This is a genomic window from Parasphingorhabdus sp. (assembly GCF_036963705.1).
GTDB lineage: Bacteria > Pseudomonadota > Alphaproteobacteria > Sphingomonadales > Sphingomonadaceae > Parasphingorhabdus.
Genome location: NZ_JBALUT010000001.1, coordinates 14,173 through 30,780, shown reverse-complemented (window position 1 = coordinate 30,780; position 16,608 = coordinate 14,173). Strand labels below are relative to the sequence as shown.

The following is a 16,608-nucleotide window of genomic DNA, read 5'->3' as shown; positions in this document are numbered from 1 at the left end:
TGAAGCGGCCTCGAAGGAGTTAACGGCGGACCGTAATTTTAATTAAGCGAGAAAAGTGTCGGGTTTCCGACAAGTCGCTCTGAGAGTGTCCACTTTCCGACACCGATGACGAATTTCCGACAGTTTAAGATGAGGACGATCGGCAGTTTTTTGCCGTTCCTGAAACTGGCACGGCCATTGCAAAGTAGTTGGCGAGCGCTTGGAATTAGATCGAGTGCTTGATTTACTAACGTGAGGGAATGGCCATGATCAATGATAAACTGAACCCTAGCCTGGTCTCTAGGTTTCCAGAACTTGTCGATTTGCTAGCGAGTGTTGATACGATTCACTCGGCCTCCGATCATTCACCGACTGCAGCGCAATTACCCCACACTACTCGCGAAGCATCCAAAGGTGAATGTCGAGGAGCAAAAGATCCGGTCGTGGTTTACCGCGATGGGCCATTCCACTTCGTTCCGGCTAACCTCAGCCATCCACTGCGTATTGAATTCGGCAATGCGGACAGAGAATTTGGTCTGTCCTTGATTGTTGAATCGATGCGCGGTGGCAAGGGGCCAGCTTTTGCCGACCCTAACTCTATAGCCTTATATAGATATGCCGCCCGTGTGGCGCGCAGCGATGCCAATGTCATGATTACCGGCGAGACCGGTACCGGCAAAGAAGGCATGGCTCGATTCATTCACGAAAATAGTGAGCGGGCGAACAAACCGTTTGTCACCGTAAACTGTGCCGCAATTACCGAGTCCATGATCGAGTCCATTTTGTTTGGACATAAGAAGGGAGCCTTCACCGGCGCTTATAACAGCGCGGTAGGCCTCTTCAAAGAAGCCGACGGCGGCACAATTTTCCTCGACGAGATTACCGAGATGCCGCTTGAGAGCCAATCCAAGCTGCTCCGCGTACTCCAGGAAGGAGAAATCCTCCCTGTCGGTGCCTCGCGTCACGAAAAAATCGATGTCCGCGTATTTTGCGCAGCCAACCGTGATTTTGCCTTGGAAGTCGGGGCAGGGCGTTTCCGGGAAGATCTCTACTGGCGGCTGAACGTTATGCCGGTCGAGCTCACCCCTCTCGCCAGCCGGCCTGCAGACATCGTCGCCATCGCTGCGTTCATGATGATCGGTTTCCAAAAGCGGAGCAAAAAATTCATCTCGCTTTCCCGAGGCTGTATCCAACGCCTCAAAGAACATAAATGGCCGGGCAATGTACGGGAACTGTCCAATGTCCTGCAGCGCGCGATTGTAATGTGTGACGGCGAACGGATCGAGGCCGATGATCTTATCTTTTCAGGGGCGCGGCTGACCGCGACGCCGAAGCAGGATGACGTTTCAACAAGGCCATCCTCGCGTTTCATCCGTGGCCGTGATTTGCACTCGATTTCGAAAAATGTCGAATATGAAGCAATCAACGAAACCCTAGAGAAAACAAACGGCAATCGTCGCGATGCTGCAAAAGAGCTCGGTATCTCGGAACGCACATTGCGTTATCGGATGGCCGACATGCGCGCGCTCGCGGCATAGAAAGGAGATAGAAAATGTCTTCCGTCAATATGAACAGCCTGATGGCCGCTCGGAATGCCATCCTTAACCAGAACAACGCGCTGCAAGATATTGCGAAGAACGCGGGTATCGGCGGGCCGGGGCAAACCAATGCTCCGAAAGAAACAACGGGTCCCAACAGCTTCTCGACCCAACTCACCAGTGCGCTTCAAGAAGTCAATAAACTTCAAACGACCGCAGATGAGGAAACGAAAGCTTATCAGATGGGCGAAAGCAATGACGTCGCAGCCGTAATGATGGCGAAGCATAAGGCCTCCCTCGGCTTTGAATCGACTTTGCAGGTCCGCAATAAACTATTGTCGGCTTACAAAGACATTATGAATATGTCGGTATAATAGATGGCCGAGCAATCATCTTCTGGCCAGGCGTTGACGCCCGCGAACCCCAATGGAATGCTATCGCCTAATGGTAGCAATGACAATTCCGGTGGGCCGTTCGGCGCATTGCTGGCCATATTCAAACAGCCCGCTATCGCACGAGCTATGCCGCTCATAATGTTGTCGGCCGTCGTATTGGCCGCGATATCAGTATGGCTGGTTCTGCGCGAGCCAGCACAACGAGATCTGTTCCGCGGTTTGCCCGACAATGACAAATCAGCGGTGATGCAAGCGCTGCAGGTCGCCAATATTGCTTATGGTGTAGATGATGATACCGGAACGCTTACGGTCAGCCGTGAAGATTATCATTCCGCCAAGATCGAATTAGCGGGGCAGGGGTTGCCAAGATCAGCCCCGAGCGGCGACACTATTATGTCGACCATGCCAATGGGGGCAAGCCGGGCAGTTGAATCAGAAAAACTGCGCAATGCCCGGGAAATGGATCTGGCGCGATCGATCGAAGCGATCGATAGCGTCTTGTCGGCTCGGGTTCATTTGGCTGTCGAGCAACCCAGCATATTCTTACGCGATCGGAATGAGCCTTCCGCCTCGGTGATTTTGCATCTTGCGAGCTCAGCGAGACTGGATGAAAAAGAAACACAAGCGATCCTGAACCTGGTTGCTAGCTCGGTTCCCGGGCTTTCGGCGTCGAACGTATCTGTGATCGATCAGAACGGCAGACTCCTGTCAAGCAGTGGCGACGATGCTTCTCCGGGAAGTGATGCACAACTTAAAGTGAAGGCGGCAATCGAAGACCGTTATCGCCAGTCGCTGGCCAGCTTGCTTACGCCGCTCGTAGGCCCAGGGAATTTTGTTGCAGAAGTTACCGCAGACGTAAATTTTGATGAAAAACAGGCGACAAGTGAAACCTATCCTATCGATGGTTCGGTACTGCGTTCTGAACAGGGCCAAAAGTCGAACGAGTTTGGTGGAGCCGGCGGCCGTGCAGGCGGTATTCCTGGCGCACTCTCTAATCGGCCGGCTGAAGCTGCAGAGTTTGCGGATCAACCCGATGGCGGTGTTGAGCAAGCTGCCGGGGCCACCGAAGCAACAAGCACCAGTGAAGAATATCGCCGGAACTTTGAGCTGGCCCGAGAAGTAGCAGTCACCAATCAAGCGACGGGGCAGGTGTCACGGCTGTCTGTCGCAGTTGCAATTGACGAACGGGCGTTGAAAAACAAAAAATCTCCTAAGGAAATCCAGGAGATTGAGAAACTCATCAAAGGCACTGTTGGCTATAGTCTCGACAGGGGGGACCAGATTGCGGTCACCGCGCGTCGGTTTAATGCAGTCGCAGACGCTCCGCTTACAGAGATCTGGTATGAAACTTCCTGGTTCAGTATGCTTATGAGGAATCTCTCAGCGCTCGTTGTCGCCCTGTTGATCATATTCGGCATTGGCCGTCCTATCCTGAAACGTTGGCAGGCTTCCGAGAAAGCCCGGCTCCCCAATCCAGGTCAGACAGCCGCTTTGGAAAATCCCGACGCCGCTGCAATCTATACTCCAAGCGGCGCTGTTGACGGTGGACCATTGGAGAATCAAACCGCTGGCGCGCTAGGTCCGCCGGTGACCATCGACATGATCACTTCGGCAAAAAGCTACCAAGAACGTGCAATCCTTACCCAAAACTTCGTCAAGCAAAACCCGGATCATGCGGCTCTGGTTGTGAAAGAATTGCTCAAAGAATCAGATGCATTGGAGGACGCAAATGGCTGATGCCAACGAAAAAGATGATATCGATTCTACTGAACAAAGCGGACAGCTGGAGCTTATCACTGGCCGCCAGACCGCAGCTATATTGATGCTATTGTTTAACGACGAGGAAGCTGCGCAAATCTTGGAACGGCTGGAGCCCGACGAAGTTGAAGCGCTCGGTGAAGCGATGTTCAGCGTCGCTAATGTCGATGCGACGCAAATTGACGGCTCCTTGGATCGGTTTCTTGTGCTGACGATGAACCAGTCGATGCTATCCTATAAGTCCGATGAAAAGGTGAGCCGCGTTTTCCGGCGGGCGCTGGGTACCTCCCGTGCAGAAACAATCATGAATCGTTTCGCGCCGAAACGGCCCAGCAATATCGCCGAGAAACTGAAGTGGATTCCGGCGAAGGACCTCGCCTTATTGATGACGGAAGAACCGCCACAGGTTGCTGCCGTGCTCATGTCGTTTCTGACGCCAGAAATTGCTGCGGTGATATTGGAATTATTGCCATCAGATATGCAGTCAGATTTGATCTACCGGGTAGCTACGCTTGGTCCGGTCAGCGCTAAGGCACTTGCTCATATCAATGGGCTTTTGGAAAACACCACACCATCGGAAGAAGAGGTCGTCCCGCCGATGCAAGTTGGCGGTGTCCTCGACAGTGCAACGATTATCAACAATCTTTCCAAGGAACGCGGCCGGTCGCTGCTGAAAGAATTGATGAAGCGCGACAAGGTAACAGCGAAATTGATCGAGGATGAATTGTTTGTCTTCGGTGATCTCATGAACCTGTCCAAGAAAGACATCGGTTCCGTGGTGAGGAAAGTGGACTCCAGCATATTAGTTCCTGCGCTGAGAGGAGCATCGGCTGAGCTCAAGGCCAAAATCTTTGGAGCAATGTCCAAACGCGCCGCAGAAACCATCCAGGATGATATGGCCGAGGCACCCCCACAACCGATGGATGCCGTCGTGGCTGCACAGAAAGCCGTTATTGCAGTTGCCAAGGCCATGCTCGACAGCGGCGAAATAAACATGGCTGGTGCCGGTGCTGATTATGTCTGAGTATAGCCCAGCCAATGGTGAAGTGGTCCCGTTGTGGCCGACGACGAGCGCACAAAGACAATTCTCTTCCTGGACGAGTGGGCTAGGAGCCGATGCTGGCGCAGGTGATGGTTTTTCGGGCCTGACCGGTCGCGACCTGCCTGAAAATCTGGTTCCTTCTGACGATCAGGATGCTGATATATTCAGCGTCGCTTACAAGAAGGGATGGGAAGACGGTCAGGCAGCATTCGGGGATGAACATGCTACGACCGGCCAACAAACCGATGCCCTGGCAGAAGCAATACAGCATCTCAATGATCTGTCTTCACGAGGCAGCTATAAGTTTATTTTATCTGCAGTGGAATCGTTGTTCAGGCGTTGCGCCGAACTGGCGATCCCCGATCCGGACTTGTTACAGGCCTGGGCGCTGCAATTATCAGAGCTGGTTGACCAGGATCAAAGAGGAGTTACGCTTCTCCTGCACCCTGATGACGTCGGTCTGATCGATGGCAATATATGCAAATTGGCGCTGCGCGGCGATCCGTCCATGCTGCGAGGGAATATCAAACTCAGTCATTCCGGCGGCTGGATTGAGAAGGGTTCCGAAGTCGTGCTGGACGAACTCCGAACTCTGATCGACGAGTTTAGCGATACCACATCGGTGACTGATCATGACTGATGCCGCTGTAACCGGTGCGGAAACATCCGGATCTCCGTCAGCCGTCTGCGATGTGTTGACGCGGCTTGATGATATCGGAAGCGAGCCGCGATATGTCGGGAAATTATCGGCGCATGACAATGGTATGCTGGAGGTTACCGGTTTTGCGTATCCGCTTGGCTATTCGGGGCGGGTAATCGCAACCGATGGCCGCGAAATCAGCGCCGAAGTTGTGGGATTCAAGGGAGCCAGAACGCTGATGATCCCGATGGTGCAAGATGCGCCGTTGCGCAGCGGGAGCCGTGTATTGCCTTATTCGAAATCCAATCAGGCGGCGGTCGGGGAAGCTCTTTTCGGCCGGGTGATCGGACCAATGGGCGAACCGATCGACGGCAAGGGACCCATTCTCACCACTGAAACTGTTCCCCTGGCAGGGCAGGAAGGGAATGTCCTACGCCGGGCCAGCGTTTCCAAACCGCTCGACATTGGTATTCGCGCTCTAAACGGCCTGCTCACCATCGGGCAGGGCCAACGCATCGCCATCATTGCAGGTTCGGGCGTCGGCAAGTCGATGTTGATAAATCAGATACTTGATGGCGTTGTCGCGGACGTAGTAGTTGTCGGCCTGATTGGCGAACGCGGCCGCGAAGTGAATGATTTCGTCACGCGCCGCCGCGAAAAAAAGGATGCCGTGCCAACGGTAACCATCGCCGTGCCTGCCGACCATTCGCCATCTTCGCGATTGAAAGCGGCTTATCGGGCAACGGCAATAGCGGAACATTTCAGATCCAAAGGGCTGTCGGTGGTTCTGGTTATCGATAGTCTAACCCGCGTGGCGCACGCGCAGCGTGAGATTGGTCTTGCCGCCGGAGAACCTCCGACCATGAAAGGTTATCCACCATCCGCGCTCTCCTTGATCCCGCGATTGGTTGAGCGAGCGGGCAACGACAGTGAAACCGGTGGATCGATAACGGCGATTTACACCGTGCTGGCCGATGGCGATGACATGGATGATCCCGTGGTTGATAGCGCCCGCGCGATCGCTGACGGTCACATTATATTGTCCCGCTCGCTGGCAGAACAGGGGATATTTCCGGCAATCGATGTCGGAAAGTCAATCAGCCGCGTCGCTGTCGACATCATCGAACCGGAACACCTGGAGGTCCAGCTGCACTTCCGGCGCCTTTGGTCCGTTTACGAGGAAAACCGGGATTTGGTCCTGATGGGCGCCTATCAAGCCGGCAATGATCCGAATATCGATGAGGCCCTGGCAAACTGGCCGCGACTTATCGAATATATAAAGCAGAAACCAAGGGAACTTGTCGATCTTCGGACGAGCGTGGCTCAGCTTTCTGACCTGTTTGCGCCATGAGGCGGCGGGTCCGAGGATTACGACGCGTGTTGAAGGTCCGCGACACGCAGAAGCGGTTGAAGGAGCGCGCGCTGATTCAGGCCGGGAGCCATTATGCGCTTTTAGAGAATAACGCCCAGAGAATCAGGAGCCTCCATTCTGAAACACACCAAAGTGAGGTAGCGGTAACGGCCGGCCTCCTTGCTTCCAAAATGGAATTGTCAGACCGATTATTGGACGCTTCGCACGTTGTCGATGTCTCCGTTCAGGCGGCAATGCAAAGTCTTGCCGCGGCAGAGCGGCAAAATTTTGCCGCTCAGGCAATCCACGATGGCACCGAGAAATTGTTGAACGCAAAGATTTCTCTCCTCCGCAAAGCAGATGCCCGGCAGCAGGATGTTTCAAGTAACATATTGTATAATATAGATAATCATAGAAAGAAGGAACGTTGTGATGATTGGTAAAATCATGTCTGAAGCGGCTCACTCCATAATTGGCATGTTTTCTGCAAAGCCATTAGGCATGGAAAACAACGTTTCACATTCTGATTTTGGATCATTTTTGCGGTCACCCGAGGAACAGCCCGAATCCGGGTTTGGTGCCGAGGCAATCGACCGCCTGGATGACGAAAATCTTGGCATCGAGGAAAACAACCCTGTTGCTGCGCATTGGGATACGAACAATGTTCTCCCGTTCATCAATCAGAGTTTTGGTGGCAAATTATTCAACCAGGATCTCATTTCTCAAAAAGTCGAACAGGATAGTTCGACAGTAGATCCCGACAAATCTTTGTTGTCGCCGCAAGCCAATGTCATTCTTGGCAATAATTCACAATTCAACATGGCGCCGGGTCTTGCCGCGCCAGATGTTGCTGATGGCCGATTGGCCAACCAGAAAATTCTTGGTGAGCAACCAGCAGAAGTGACCGTAGCAAAAGAACTTCGGAATCAGCAGGCACTAAAAATAGAAGGCATCCAACTGCAGTCGCAGGTTGATGAAAGTTCAGTCTCTGCCGAGCTGTTTCCAAGCAGCGAAAAGGGGCTTCTAAAGCTGCAAAGCCAACAAGGACAGTTGCGCAACGAGCTGGGTGAGCACGCGACGGAATTGTCTCCTCTCATTACGAAAGGCTCAGAACATAAAGATGCGCGGACCGAGTTAGGCCAACTGGCATTGCATTCTTCGCCACGGGGTAATTCGCAAGACGCACCGACCAATTTGAAAGATTCTGTTGTTTCAGACAGTGAATTTGCCGAACCGGTCAAGTTGGAATCACAGCCCGCAAACAAAAGCCTCGACAAATTGATCGAGCAACAACCGATCACCAATTCTTCTGCCCAATTGGCGGTACGCGAAACGCTGCAGAAACCCATCGCGTTTGATATGTCTTCACCTCAGATTGCCGAGCGCCTTGCGTCTGAAATTGTGGATCTTTCGGTCAGCGGCGGACCAAAGAAATTTGAGCTCAATCCCCGTAATCTCGGCCGGATGGAAATTACTTTTGCTACCCGCGGCGGAATAGAAGTCATCGAAATCCAAACAGAACATCGTGCGGCCAAAGATATGATTATTCAGCATAGTCAGTTGTTGCAGGACATATTGAAATCCCAGGGACGCGATGACCTGACTCTCCGCGTTGACGTGAAAGAGAATATGTCCGCGTCGACAAAAAGCGAAAGCGGTAATCTTGCCCAGCAAGAAAATCGCGACGCAAGGGAACAGCCTGCAAGGCCGTCACAGCGTCGCCAAATGGCTTCGCCATTCGATAGCAGCGCCGAAAACGATCCTGCATCCGACAATAGCCGATACGCCTAAACGCGATTTTCCCATCCACAAATTCAATTAAACCAGAGGTCAAAATGTCAGAGACTAAATCAGATGACGAAAATCCAAAAGCCAAGAAAAAGGGTAAACTAAAACCCATAATTTTGGGCACGGTATTGATTTTGGTGCTTGGAGGTGGCGGCGCGGCCGGTGGTTTTTACGCGGCTGGAATGATTGGCGGTGCTCATGAAGAGCCTGAAGACCCTAACAAGCCAAAGATCATCATGAAAGACGGCACTGCCGTTAGCGATAAAGAAGCAAATCAGGCAACGCCGAAACAGGCGAGCAGCGCTTTCAAGGTCACTTACCACCAGATTGAACAGCCATTTACATCGAACCTTTCGAATTCGCAAAGCTTCGCACAAATGTCCCTGGCCGTGTCGACCTATTATGACGAGCGGGTTTTCGAAAATGTCACCAATCACGAGATTGCTATTCGATCGGCAATCCTCATGGAACTGGGACAACAGGATGCGCTTGAGCTGGAGGCGCCGGAAGGCAAGGTCAAGCTGAAGAAAAAGCTGCGAGATATTATCAATGAAACGCTGAAAGAAAAAACCGGTTTTGGCGGAATTGAGGATGTCTACTTTACCAACTTGGTTGTTCAGTAAGACGCTTCGGAAAGTTGCAAGATCATGACAAATTCCAATTCATCAGCACTCGATTCCGGAACTGCAGCGACAGAGAATATTGCTGGCCCTGCAAATCACAGCCTACTGAAAAAGGGTGGCCCGGACGACATTTTGCTGCTGGCCTATAAAAAGGTCGAGAAAAAACTCGAAGCTGCTCTGAAAACCCATCTTTCAAACATTGTCGATTGTGACATGAAAGTGGAAGTTGCAGATAGTGAAAAGCTGAAGTTCCAAGATTGGATTTCCGGTCAGGAAAGTGTCTCGGTCTATCTCGAATTTCAACTGGGCGCTTTGGATAATCCGATATTGGTCCGGATCGCCAGGACATTTCTGACCGCATCGGTGGACTGCTTCTTTGGCGGACAATTTGATGGCGAAACGCACAGCACCGGCGCTCTCAAAAAGTCTGAAATTGCGATGATCGAACGCTTGGGCGGGGCGATTGCCAACGGATTGAGCGTGTCTTGGTCAACGCTTCTTGAAACGACAGTTCGGTACAATTGCTGCTATTACGCCAAAGAGGATATCGAATTGGAACTGGAAGACGAAAATATTCTGGTTTCCGCTACGTCAGTTCATCTCTCTGGGCATCGGATAGCCGCAATTGATGTCGTCCAGACATTGGATGGGCTGATCGCTATCGAACCGCAGTTAAATCGCCCCCATCTCCACAAGGTGAACGAGATCGATCCGATCTGGAAAGAGAACCTCAAAGATTCCGTCGAACAGATTTACTTGCCTGTCCGTTCCGTTCTCGCCCGCCCAACCATGCTGCTATCGGAACTTTCCCGGCTTGCCGTTGGAGATATCTTGCCCGTCGCACCAACCGACAATGTTCCACTTATCGTCGGCGACCGGGTGTTCGCGCACGGCAGTATCGGTGAGCAAAGCGGCGGCGTCGCCTTCAAAATCAAAAATTTTTTATAGGACCAGATGATGAATGATATGACTCATGATAGCGAACTGCTGGACGCCGCGACCCGCGCCGATATCGACGGCGCATCATCCCAGGACCATTATCGCTTTTTGTCCGATATTAAGGTCAGGCTTTCGGTTGAAGTCGGCAATGTGTCGATGACGATATCCGAAATCATGGACTTGCAAGAAGGTTCTGTTGTCGAACTCGACAGACAGGTTGACCAATTGATTGACATCAATGTGAACGGAACGCTCGTCGCTCGCGGAGAGGTGGTTCCGGTCAAGAATAAATTTGGCGTGCGTATCGCGGAGATCGTGTCAAACGGCATGACGCGCGCGCGGGTGGAAAGGCGCAACTGATGACCTTCTATATTATCAAATTGTTCATCATGCTGCCGCTGATGGGGCTGCTCATTTACGGGTGCCTGTGGCTTTATCGCAAATATCAGCCGCAGATGATCACCGGCCAGAATTCAAATGTCCTGAACGTGGTCGAAACACTGCCTCTCGGTGTCCAGAGTAAACTGGCGGTGGTCGATTTTGGTGGTCGCAAGATTTTGCTGGCCGTGACTCGCAACGGCATCCAGAAGATCGATACGCATCATGCGGAATAGCCTCAAAATTGCTCTGGCTATCGGCCTGTTTTGCGCATCGGCATGTGCGGTAGACCCCGCGTTCGCTCAAGATGCAGCGCCAGGAGCGTCCGTTGCCCTGGAACGGGCATTGGACGATATTTCGGGAGATGGCCAGCCGTTAAGCACCACGTTGCAGATTTTGATCGTCATGGGTTTGATGACGGTTCTGCCGTCAATCATATTGATGATGACCAGCTTTACCCGGATCATCATTGTCCTGTCGATCCTGCGTCATGCGCTAGGATTGCAGCAATCACCGCCCAACCAGGTTCTGCTGGGTCTGGCATTATTCCTATCTATGTTCGTTATGGCACCGCAGATCGAGCAGATCAACGAGCAGGCAATCGCACCTTATTCTGCTGACGAGATCGGGCTCACTGAAGCCATCGAAAAATCCGGTACAATCATGCACGGCTTCATGGCCAAGCAGACCCGGCAGAGCGATCTGAAGCTCTTCATGGAACTTTCGAACAAGAAGGGTTTTGCATCCGCTGAAGAAATTCCGTTTTCGATCATGCTGCCTGCTTTCGTAACCAGCGAGCTGAAGACAGCCTTCCAGATCGGATTTCTCGTTTTCCTGCCGTTTCTCATCATCGATCTGGTCGTGGCAGCTGTATTGATGTCCCTGGGTATGATGATGCTATCACCGGTGATTATTTCCATGCCCTTCAAGCTGCTTTTGTTCGTGATGATTGATGGATGGGCACTGACGATGGGTTCTCTTGCTGGCTCTTTTGCGCGCTAGATCATGACAGATAATCCAGATTTCTTCATTGGCATTGCACAGCAAGCCCTGTGGATCACCGCTCTCGCAGCGGCCCCGTTTCTGATACCCGCACTGCTGGTCGGTCTTTTGCTGGGCATGGTGCAGGCCGCGACGTCGATCAACGAACAAACCTTGACCTTCGTTCCCAAACTGATCGTTGTTGCTGGTGTGGTTGGCGTTTTTGGTGGATCCATTCTGTTGCTGATCGCCGACTTCACTCGCGAAATTTACGCCCGTATTCCGGACCTCTTGCTATGATCGCTCCTGGGTTCGCAGACTTTGAAGCCCAAATGTGGATGTGGTTGATGGCGATGATCCGGCCGAGCGCCGCGATGGTTGTCGCTCCGATCTTCGGTGCGGCCAACGTTCCGGTACAAGTCCGAATCCTGCTCGCGTTCATGATCGGGATGGTTGCTACGAGCAGCGTCAGCTTTGAATTGCCTACCGAAACTGCGATTACCTTGGGTAACAGCTTGTTCGTGATGGGCGAGGTCATCACCGGCCTGGCGATTGGTTTCGCTCTGCAGCTCGGTTATTCCAGCGTATTGATCGCGGGTGAAACGATCAGCAACGCAATGGGCCTCGGTTTTGCCAGCATGTCAGATCCCCAAACAGGACAATCTACGCCGGTAATCGGACAGTTTTTGACAATTTTTGCGACGCTATTGTTGCTCGCTATTGACGGGCACCTGATGTTGATTGCGATCATCGTCAAAAGCTATGCCGCGCTTCCTCCCGGCTTCGCGATGATGGGGCCGGAAATGCTTTACAGCATGGTGCAATTTGGCGGGACCTTGTTCTCCATGGGCCTGCTTATCGCTCTGCCAGTGGGGGGCGCACTCATCCTCGTCCAGGTGATGATGGGCTTCCTCGCGCGAACAGCGCCGGCACTCAACCTGTTTGCGGTTGGGATACCGGTCACCATTACCTTTGGTCTGGTTGCTTTGGCAGCCACAGCCCCGATCCTTGCCGATGCCGTGATCGTAGCACTGGGCATGGGCCTTGACCAGGCGACGCTCGTCGCTGGAGGTGTCTAGTGGCTGAGGAATCCCCCGGTGGCGGTGAAAAAACCGAAGCACCAACCCCTAAAAAACTGGCCGACAGTTCCAAAAAAGGTGATGTTCTCCAATCTCGCGATCTCGGCGGTGCGATGGTCATCTTTGTCGGAACAATTGGTTTTGTGATGTTCGGCGGCGTACTTTTCGGCGCGTTGGCCGATATGGTCGCTGACGCGCTAGTCATCAATCCGCAGGATATCGAGGATTTCGATGTCGGTGGGCGCAGCGTGGACATGGTCACCAGTATCGTACCGGCATTTATGAGTCTGTTTGCCTTGTTGATAGTCGCCGCGATTGCGACCCCGGCAGTTCTTGGATCGTTGGGGTTCCGTTGGTCGGCGATGAAACCGAAGCCGTCAAAACTGGATCCGATAAAGGGATTGAAACGAATTTTCGGTTCCAACGGGGTGATGGAACTCGGCAAGTCATTGATGAAAGTGGTTCTGATCGGTGCTGTGGGCGGATCGATAATATATTTGCATCTCGATGATCTCGCCCAGCTGGCGGCGCAAGATATCAATAATGCAATTGCGAGCTATGCATCCTTATTCCTGAAGCTTCTGCTTGGAATCTGCGTTTGCTTGGTACTGATTGCGATGATTGACGTTCCGATCCAGCTATTTCAACGCGGCAAGCGGTTGAAAATGACGAAGCAGGAAATCAAGGATGAGAATAAGGAAAGCGAGGGCTCTCCTGACGTCCGCGCTCTGCAGCGTCAGCGCCGCGCTGAAATGCTCAATGATTCCACCCGCAAAGCTGTTGCGGATGCCACGGTAATTCTGGTCAATCCAACCCACTTTGCTGTGGCTCTGCGATATGACCGTGAAAAGGACAGTGCTCCCGTTGTGCTCGGCAAGGGATCCGATGCCATTGCGCTGGCGATGCGCGAAATGGCCGGCGAAGTAGGCACACCGGTTATGGAATACCCGGAGCTCACCCGGTCGATATATTATACTTCTGAAGTAGGGCAGTTGATTGATGATCGTCTCTATGCCGCTGTCGCAATGCTGCTCAGTTTCCTGATCCAGCTTGATGCCAAACTGGTCAGTCCAATTCACAAGCCCAAAATATCGCTTCCGGATGACGTCAAATATAGCGTCGATGGCGAGCGGCTGGCCTGATTTCAATTTATATCAAACCATTAAGTTACATCCAGTCGAGCCGTAGAATACCCAAAGGAAGATTTGTTTATGTTCGGAAATATCGCAAATAGCCTCGGGGTTGGCTCCGGAATCAATACCTCGCAGCTAGTTACCGACCTGTTGGCTGCTTCCCAAAGTGCTAAGCTGGGCCAGCTTAATCAGCGTGCCCAGCTCAATTCCTCACAAATTTCTGCAACGGCCGCAACCAAGTCCGCTATTACTACCTTCTCTGCTGCAGTGAAGGAGACATTGAACGGGCAGGGCTTTGTCGGTGAACTGGTGTCCGGGCGTCAGGATCTGGCAACCGCCTCGGCCGTCAAAGGTGCTCGTCCAGAAGGTCTGCCTGCCTCGGTTGAGGTCGTCCAAATCGCCGTTGCCCAACGCGAAATATCGGATGTTTTTGCCACCGCCTCCACGGCAGTAGGCGAACGAACGCTCACCATTAACAACAACGGCGGCAGTTTTGATATTGTCATCGACAGTAGCAATAACAGTCTGAACGGAATGCGCGACGCGATCAATGCTAGCAACAGCGGCGTGACCGCGATGATATTGACGGACAAGACAGGATCCCGACTCGTTATGGAAGCGCAAGAGGGTGTCGACAACGCCTTTACGGTGACGCAATCGGGCGCTTCGCCCGCGATGAACCTTACCAATATTGCAACAGCATTGGATAGCATCGTAAAGATCGACGGCATCGAACTCAATAACAGCAGCAATACCATCACCGGCGCGATACCGGGTGTGCAAATTTCCCTTTTTGCCGCTCAGGCGGGAACGCAATTCACGATCAATGGAGCTTCGGAACCCCTGGATGTTCGCGCGTTGGTAACCGAATTCGTTACTGCCTATAATGAGCTGCGCAGTTCTTTGAACGAAGCCACCAAGCCCGGGCTTGCTGGCGGCAGTGGCGGTCCGCTGGCCGGCGATCGCGGAGCCCGTGAAGTTATCCGCAAGCTTAGTCAGCTGACGTCGACACGACTGACCGATGTCGGAGATTTCAAGACGCTTGCCGATATAGGCGTGCGGACAGAAAATGATGGCACGTTGAGTATTAATAGCCAACGACTCGACGCGGCCCTTGCGCTGGATAGCGGCGCCATCAAATTGATGCTTGAACCAGCTGTTACCAGCGAAACCCAGATCGGTTTGTCCGGGGCTCTTGATGCAGTTTCCACCGCGTTACAAGGCGATGGCGGTGCTCTGAATGCATCTCAGAAGCGTCTGGAAGCTATTCGGGAATCGATTGAGGTATCGCGTGAAAAGATCACCTCCGATGGTGAGAAATTACGTGAACAATTGGAAACAAGCTTTGCGGGGCTTGAGCGCCAACTCTCTCTTCTACGTTCGACGCAATCCTATCTCGAACAGCAATTCGCTTCATATAACGACAACTGATCCTAGAAAGCACTAGCACATGACCTTTCAGTCCAGAATTCAACGCGCCTCTAGCTATCAATCTGTTGCAAAGGACAGCCGTGTATTTGCGGCAGATCCCTATGAACTTGTCGCAGTGCTTTTTGAGGAGCTCCGGGATACGCTAGATCTGATGATCGATAGTGCCCGGCGCGGCGATGACGCGCGAATCTTTCGCTATCGGGCGAAGGCACTGGCGATTCTCGGCGGTCTGGATGAATCATTAAACTTTGAAGCGGCAGGGGATCTGGCGCAAACTTTACATGTAATTTATAGTGAAGCTGCAAAACGCATTCAGATGGATGGACGGGAGTCTCGTGTCGAGCGCGTCGAGTCAGCGCGGGAAATGATCCACGAGATCGAGAAAGCCTGGACCGCGATCGCGCCTTTCCATTAGTCGAGATTTTGAAAGGCTAGACTGCAATCTGGTAGTCTACCCGATCTTCAAGCTGCCAGTCGATTTCATGCTTGCGCATTTTGTCGATCAACGTGGTTCTCTTGATATTGATCGAGCGCGCTGCCTGAGAGACAACGCCATGCGACCGATCGAGAGCGTTCATGATGATGCGGCGTTCTTCAAGTTGCATGTAGGCATTCAGGTCCCGAACATTGTCTGCACGAAGTGCGGAGCTTGACGTCTCCGGAGTAGCTTGAGCGGTAGGAGACAGGTCGGATGGGGCGGATATCGGAGCATCGATGATCGGATTGGCCGGTGCAATAACTGATTGAACCAATGTGGCAACATCGTCAGCAAAAATCTGGCGACCGGAAAAGAAAACTGACGCGCGCTCGACGACATTACGCAGTTCACGAACATTACCCGGCCAATCATAACGTTGCATGGCCGCCAATGCATCCTCGGTAAAGTCGGGAAGGGGATTGGCTCCGTTCTGGTTCTTGAGAAAATGCGCGATCAATGCGGGAATATCCTCTGCCCGTTCGTTTAGTGCTGGCACTTCGATTGGAACGACACAGAGGCGATAGTAGAGATCTTCGCGGAACGCCTTGGCCTTGATGCTTTCACCGAGATTTTTGTGAGTTGCTGCAATCACTCTTACATCGATGCCGATATTGCGATTACCGCCTACACGGTTGACGATCCGGGTTTCCAATACTCGCAGCAACTTGACCTGCATGTTGATCGGCATATCGCCGATCTCATCAAGGAAGATTGTACCGTTATCGGCTTGTTCAAAGAGCCCGACATGCTGATTTACGGCGCCGGTGAAACTGCCTTTTTCGTGACCGAAAAGTTCTGACTCGATCAAATGCTCGGGCAGTGCTCCGCAATTGACGGCAATGTTCGATCCGTTGCAGCGATCTGAAATGGCATGAATGGCTTCGGCAACAACTTCCTTACCGCTGCCCGATGGACCGGTGATCATGATGGAACTGTTGCAGCGCCCGGCAAACTTGATGATGGTGCGCAACTGCTGCATTTTCGGACTATCGCCGATCAGCTTCTCAGCAAGCAACGTCTCTAAATTTACATCGGTCATTAAACCACCCAGATAACAAATCTACACGCACTCCCG

Annotated in this window: 19 protein-coding genes; 18 read left to right on the top strand and 1 reads right to left on the bottom strand. The window is 52.5% G+C overall.

From position 1 onward, the window contains the following. Window positions 1-245 precede the first annotated feature (245 nt). The 18 genes from V7680_RS00185 (at window position 246) to V7680_RS00100 (ending at window position 15,470) form a co-directional block, all read left to right on the top strand. Entirely contained in the window at window positions 246-1,517 is a 1,272-nt protein-coding gene (locus V7680_RS00185; RefSeq protein WP_335651262.1) for a sigma-54 interaction domain-containing protein, read from the top strand. Window positions 1,518-1,531: 14 nt separating this feature from the next. After that, complete coding sequence (fliE, locus tag V7680_RS00180; protein ID WP_335651261.1) at window positions 1,532-1,891, top strand: flagellar hook-basal body complex protein FliE; 360 nt, start codon at window positions 1,532-1,534, stop codon at window positions 1,889-1,891. Between the two features lie 3 nt (window positions 1,892-1,894). Beyond that, a complete protein-coding gene (fliF, locus tag V7680_RS00175; protein ID WP_335651260.1) occupies window positions 1,895-3,649 on the top strand; it encodes a flagellar basal-body MS-ring/collar protein FliF in 1,755 nt (584 codons plus the stop codon). Then, window positions 3,642-4,694: a flagellar motor switch protein FliG gene (locus tag V7680_RS00170; RefSeq protein WP_335651259.1), complete on the top strand. Its 1,053-nt coding sequence runs from the start codon at window positions 3,642-3,644 to the stop codon at window positions 4,692-4,694. The genes fliF and V7680_RS00170 overlap by 8 nt, the downstream gene beginning before the upstream one ends. Next, on the top strand, window positions 4,687-5,352 hold the full coding sequence (locus V7680_RS00165; protein WP_335651258.1) for a FliH/SctL family protein: 666 nt from the start codon (window positions 4,687-4,689) through the stop codon (window positions 5,350-5,352). The genes V7680_RS00170 and V7680_RS00165 overlap by 8 nt, the downstream gene beginning before the upstream one ends. Beyond that, window positions 5,345-6,703, top strand: a complete 1,359-nt coding sequence (locus V7680_RS00160; RefSeq protein WP_335651257.1) for a FliI/YscN family ATPase — start codon at window positions 5,345-5,347, stop codon at window positions 6,701-6,703. The genes V7680_RS00165 and V7680_RS00160 overlap by 8 nt, the downstream gene beginning before the upstream one ends. A gap of 26 nt (window positions 6,704-6,729) precedes the next feature. After that, window positions 6,730-7,146, top strand: a complete 417-nt coding sequence (locus V7680_RS00155) for a hypothetical protein (protein WP_335651256.1) — start codon at window positions 6,730-6,732, stop codon at window positions 7,144-7,146. After that, entirely contained in the window at window positions 7,136-8,494 is a 1,359-nt protein-coding gene (locus V7680_RS00150) for a flagellar hook-length control protein FliK (protein ID WP_335651255.1), read from the top strand. Before V7680_RS00155 ends, V7680_RS00150 begins: the two co-directional genes overlap by 11 nt. Before the next feature lie 44 nt (window positions 8,495-8,538). Then, window positions 8,539-9,114 carry a flagellar basal body-associated FliL family protein gene (locus V7680_RS00145; protein WP_335651254.1) on the top strand — a complete coding sequence of 192 codons (576 nt, stop codon included), beginning with the start codon at window positions 8,539-8,541 and terminating at the stop codon, window positions 9,112-9,114. A 24-nt stretch (window positions 9,115-9,138) separates the two neighbouring features. Next, the gene (locus tag V7680_RS00140) at window positions 9,139-10,062 is read left to right on the top strand and encodes a FliM/FliN family flagellar motor switch protein (protein WP_335651253.1); all 924 of its coding nucleotides are present in this window, start codon (window positions 9,139-9,141) and stop codon (window positions 10,060-10,062) included. A 6-nt stretch (window positions 10,063-10,068) separates the two neighbouring features. Beyond that, on the top strand, window positions 10,069-10,413 hold the full coding sequence (fliN, locus tag V7680_RS00135; RefSeq protein ID WP_335651252.1) for a flagellar motor switch protein FliN: 345 nt from the start codon (window positions 10,069-10,071) through the stop codon (window positions 10,411-10,413). Continuing rightward, complete coding sequence (locus V7680_RS00130) at window positions 10,413-10,667, top strand: FliO/MopB family protein (RefSeq protein WP_335651251.1); 255 nt, start codon at window positions 10,413-10,415, stop codon at window positions 10,665-10,667. The genes fliN and V7680_RS00130 overlap by 1 nt, the downstream gene beginning before the upstream one ends. Further along, window positions 10,657-11,433 (top strand): flagellar type III secretion system pore protein FliP, encoded by a 777-nt coding sequence (gene fliP, locus V7680_RS00125; RefSeq protein WP_335651250.1) that lies wholly within the window; start codon window positions 10,657-10,659, stop codon window positions 11,431-11,433. Before V7680_RS00130 ends, fliP begins: the two co-directional genes overlap by 11 nt. Window positions 11,434-11,436: 3 nt before the next feature. Continuing rightward, complete coding sequence (locus tag V7680_RS00120) at window positions 11,437-11,712, top strand: flagellar biosynthetic protein FliQ (protein WP_176278394.1); 276 nt, start codon at window positions 11,437-11,439, stop codon at window positions 11,710-11,712. Continuing rightward, window positions 11,709-12,491 carry a flagellar biosynthetic protein FliR gene (gene fliR, locus V7680_RS00115; RefSeq protein WP_335651249.1) on the top strand — a complete coding sequence of 261 codons (783 nt, stop codon included), beginning with the start codon at window positions 11,709-11,711 and terminating at the stop codon, window positions 12,489-12,491. The genes V7680_RS00120 and fliR overlap by 4 nt, the downstream gene beginning before the upstream one ends. Further along, window positions 12,491-13,633, top strand: coding sequence for an EscU/YscU/HrcU family type III secretion system export apparatus switch protein (locus V7680_RS00110; protein ID WP_335651248.1), 1,143 nt, complete (start codon window positions 12,491-12,493; stop codon window positions 13,631-13,633). Before fliR ends, V7680_RS00110 begins: the two co-directional genes overlap by 1 nt. 69 nt (window positions 13,634-13,702) lie before the next feature. Continuing rightward, on the top strand, window positions 13,703-15,055 hold the full coding sequence (fliD, locus tag V7680_RS00105) for a flagellar filament capping protein FliD (RefSeq protein WP_335651247.1): 1,353 nt from the start codon (window positions 13,703-13,705) through the stop codon (window positions 15,053-15,055). A gap of 19 nt (window positions 15,056-15,074) precedes the next feature. Next, window positions 15,075-15,470: a flagellar export chaperone FliS gene (locus tag V7680_RS00100; protein WP_335651246.1), complete on the top strand. Its 396-nt coding sequence runs from the start codon at window positions 15,075-15,077 to the stop codon at window positions 15,468-15,470. 16 nt (window positions 15,471-15,486) lie between these two features. Here the strand turns inward: V7680_RS00100 and V7680_RS00095 are convergent, their stop codons facing one another. Continuing rightward, on the bottom strand, window positions 15,487-16,572 hold the full coding sequence (locus V7680_RS00095) for a sigma-54 interaction domain-containing protein (protein WP_335651245.1): 1,086 nt from the start codon (window positions 16,570-16,572) through the stop codon (window positions 15,487-15,489). Window positions 16,573-16,608: the final 36 nt, after the last annotated feature.

What these genes read in the sequence shown, in the direction of transcription:
- V7680_RS00145 (WP_335651254.1), top strand. Translation starts at nt 8,539, where the DNA reads ATGTCAGAGACTAAATCAGATGACGAAAATCCAAAAGCCAAGAAAAAG.
- fliR (WP_335651249.1), top strand. Translation starts at nt 11,709, where the DNA reads ATGATCGCTCCTGGGTTCGCAGACTTTGAAGCCCAAATGTGGATGTGG.
- fliN (WP_335651252.1), top strand. Translation starts at nt 10,069, where the DNA reads ATGATGAATGATATGACTCATGATAGCGAACTGCTGGACGCCGCGACC.
- V7680_RS00120 (WP_176278394.1), top strand. Translation starts at nt 11,437, where the DNA reads ATGACAGATAATCCAGATTTCTTCATTGGCATTGCACAGCAAGCCCTG.
- fliP (WP_335651250.1), top strand. Translation starts at nt 10,657, where the DNA reads ATGCGGAATAGCCTCAAAATTGCTCTGGCTATCGGCCTGTTTTGCGCA.
- fliE (WP_335651261.1), top strand. Translation starts at nt 1,532, where the DNA reads ATGTCTTCCGTCAATATGAACAGCCTGATGGCCGCTCGGAATGCCATC.
- V7680_RS00185 (WP_335651262.1), top strand. Translation starts at nt 246, where the DNA reads ATGATCAATGATAAACTGAACCCTAGCCTGGTCTCTAGGTTTCCAGAA.
- V7680_RS00130 (WP_335651251.1), top strand. Translation starts at nt 10,413, where the DNA reads ATGACCTTCTATATTATCAAATTGTTCATCATGCTGCCGCTGATGGGG.
- V7680_RS00140 (WP_335651253.1), top strand. Translation starts at nt 9,139, where the DNA reads ATGACAAATTCCAATTCATCAGCACTCGATTCCGGAACTGCAGCGACA.
- V7680_RS00165 (WP_335651258.1), top strand. Translation starts at nt 4,687, where the DNA reads ATGTCTGAGTATAGCCCAGCCAATGGTGAAGTGGTCCCGTTGTGGCCG.
- V7680_RS00095 (WP_335651245.1), bottom strand. Translation starts at nt 16,572, where the DNA reads ATGACCGATGTAAATTTAGAGACGTTGCTTGCTGAGAAGCTGATCGGC.
- V7680_RS00100 (WP_335651246.1), top strand. Translation starts at nt 15,075, where the DNA reads ATGACCTTTCAGTCCAGAATTCAACGCGCCTCTAGCTATCAATCTGTT.
- V7680_RS00150 (WP_335651255.1), top strand. Translation starts at nt 7,136, where the DNA reads ATGATTGGTAAAATCATGTCTGAAGCGGCTCACTCCATAATTGGCATG.
- fliF (WP_335651260.1), top strand. Translation starts at nt 1,895, where the DNA reads ATGGCCGAGCAATCATCTTCTGGCCAGGCGTTGACGCCCGCGAACCCC.
- fliD (WP_335651247.1), top strand. Translation starts at nt 13,703, where the DNA reads ATGTTCGGAAATATCGCAAATAGCCTCGGGGTTGGCTCCGGAATCAAT.
- V7680_RS00170 (WP_335651259.1), top strand. Translation starts at nt 3,642, where the DNA reads ATGGCTGATGCCAACGAAAAAGATGATATCGATTCTACTGAACAAAGC.
- V7680_RS00160 (WP_335651257.1), top strand. Translation starts at nt 5,345, where the DNA reads ATGACTGATGCCGCTGTAACCGGTGCGGAAACATCCGGATCTCCGTCA.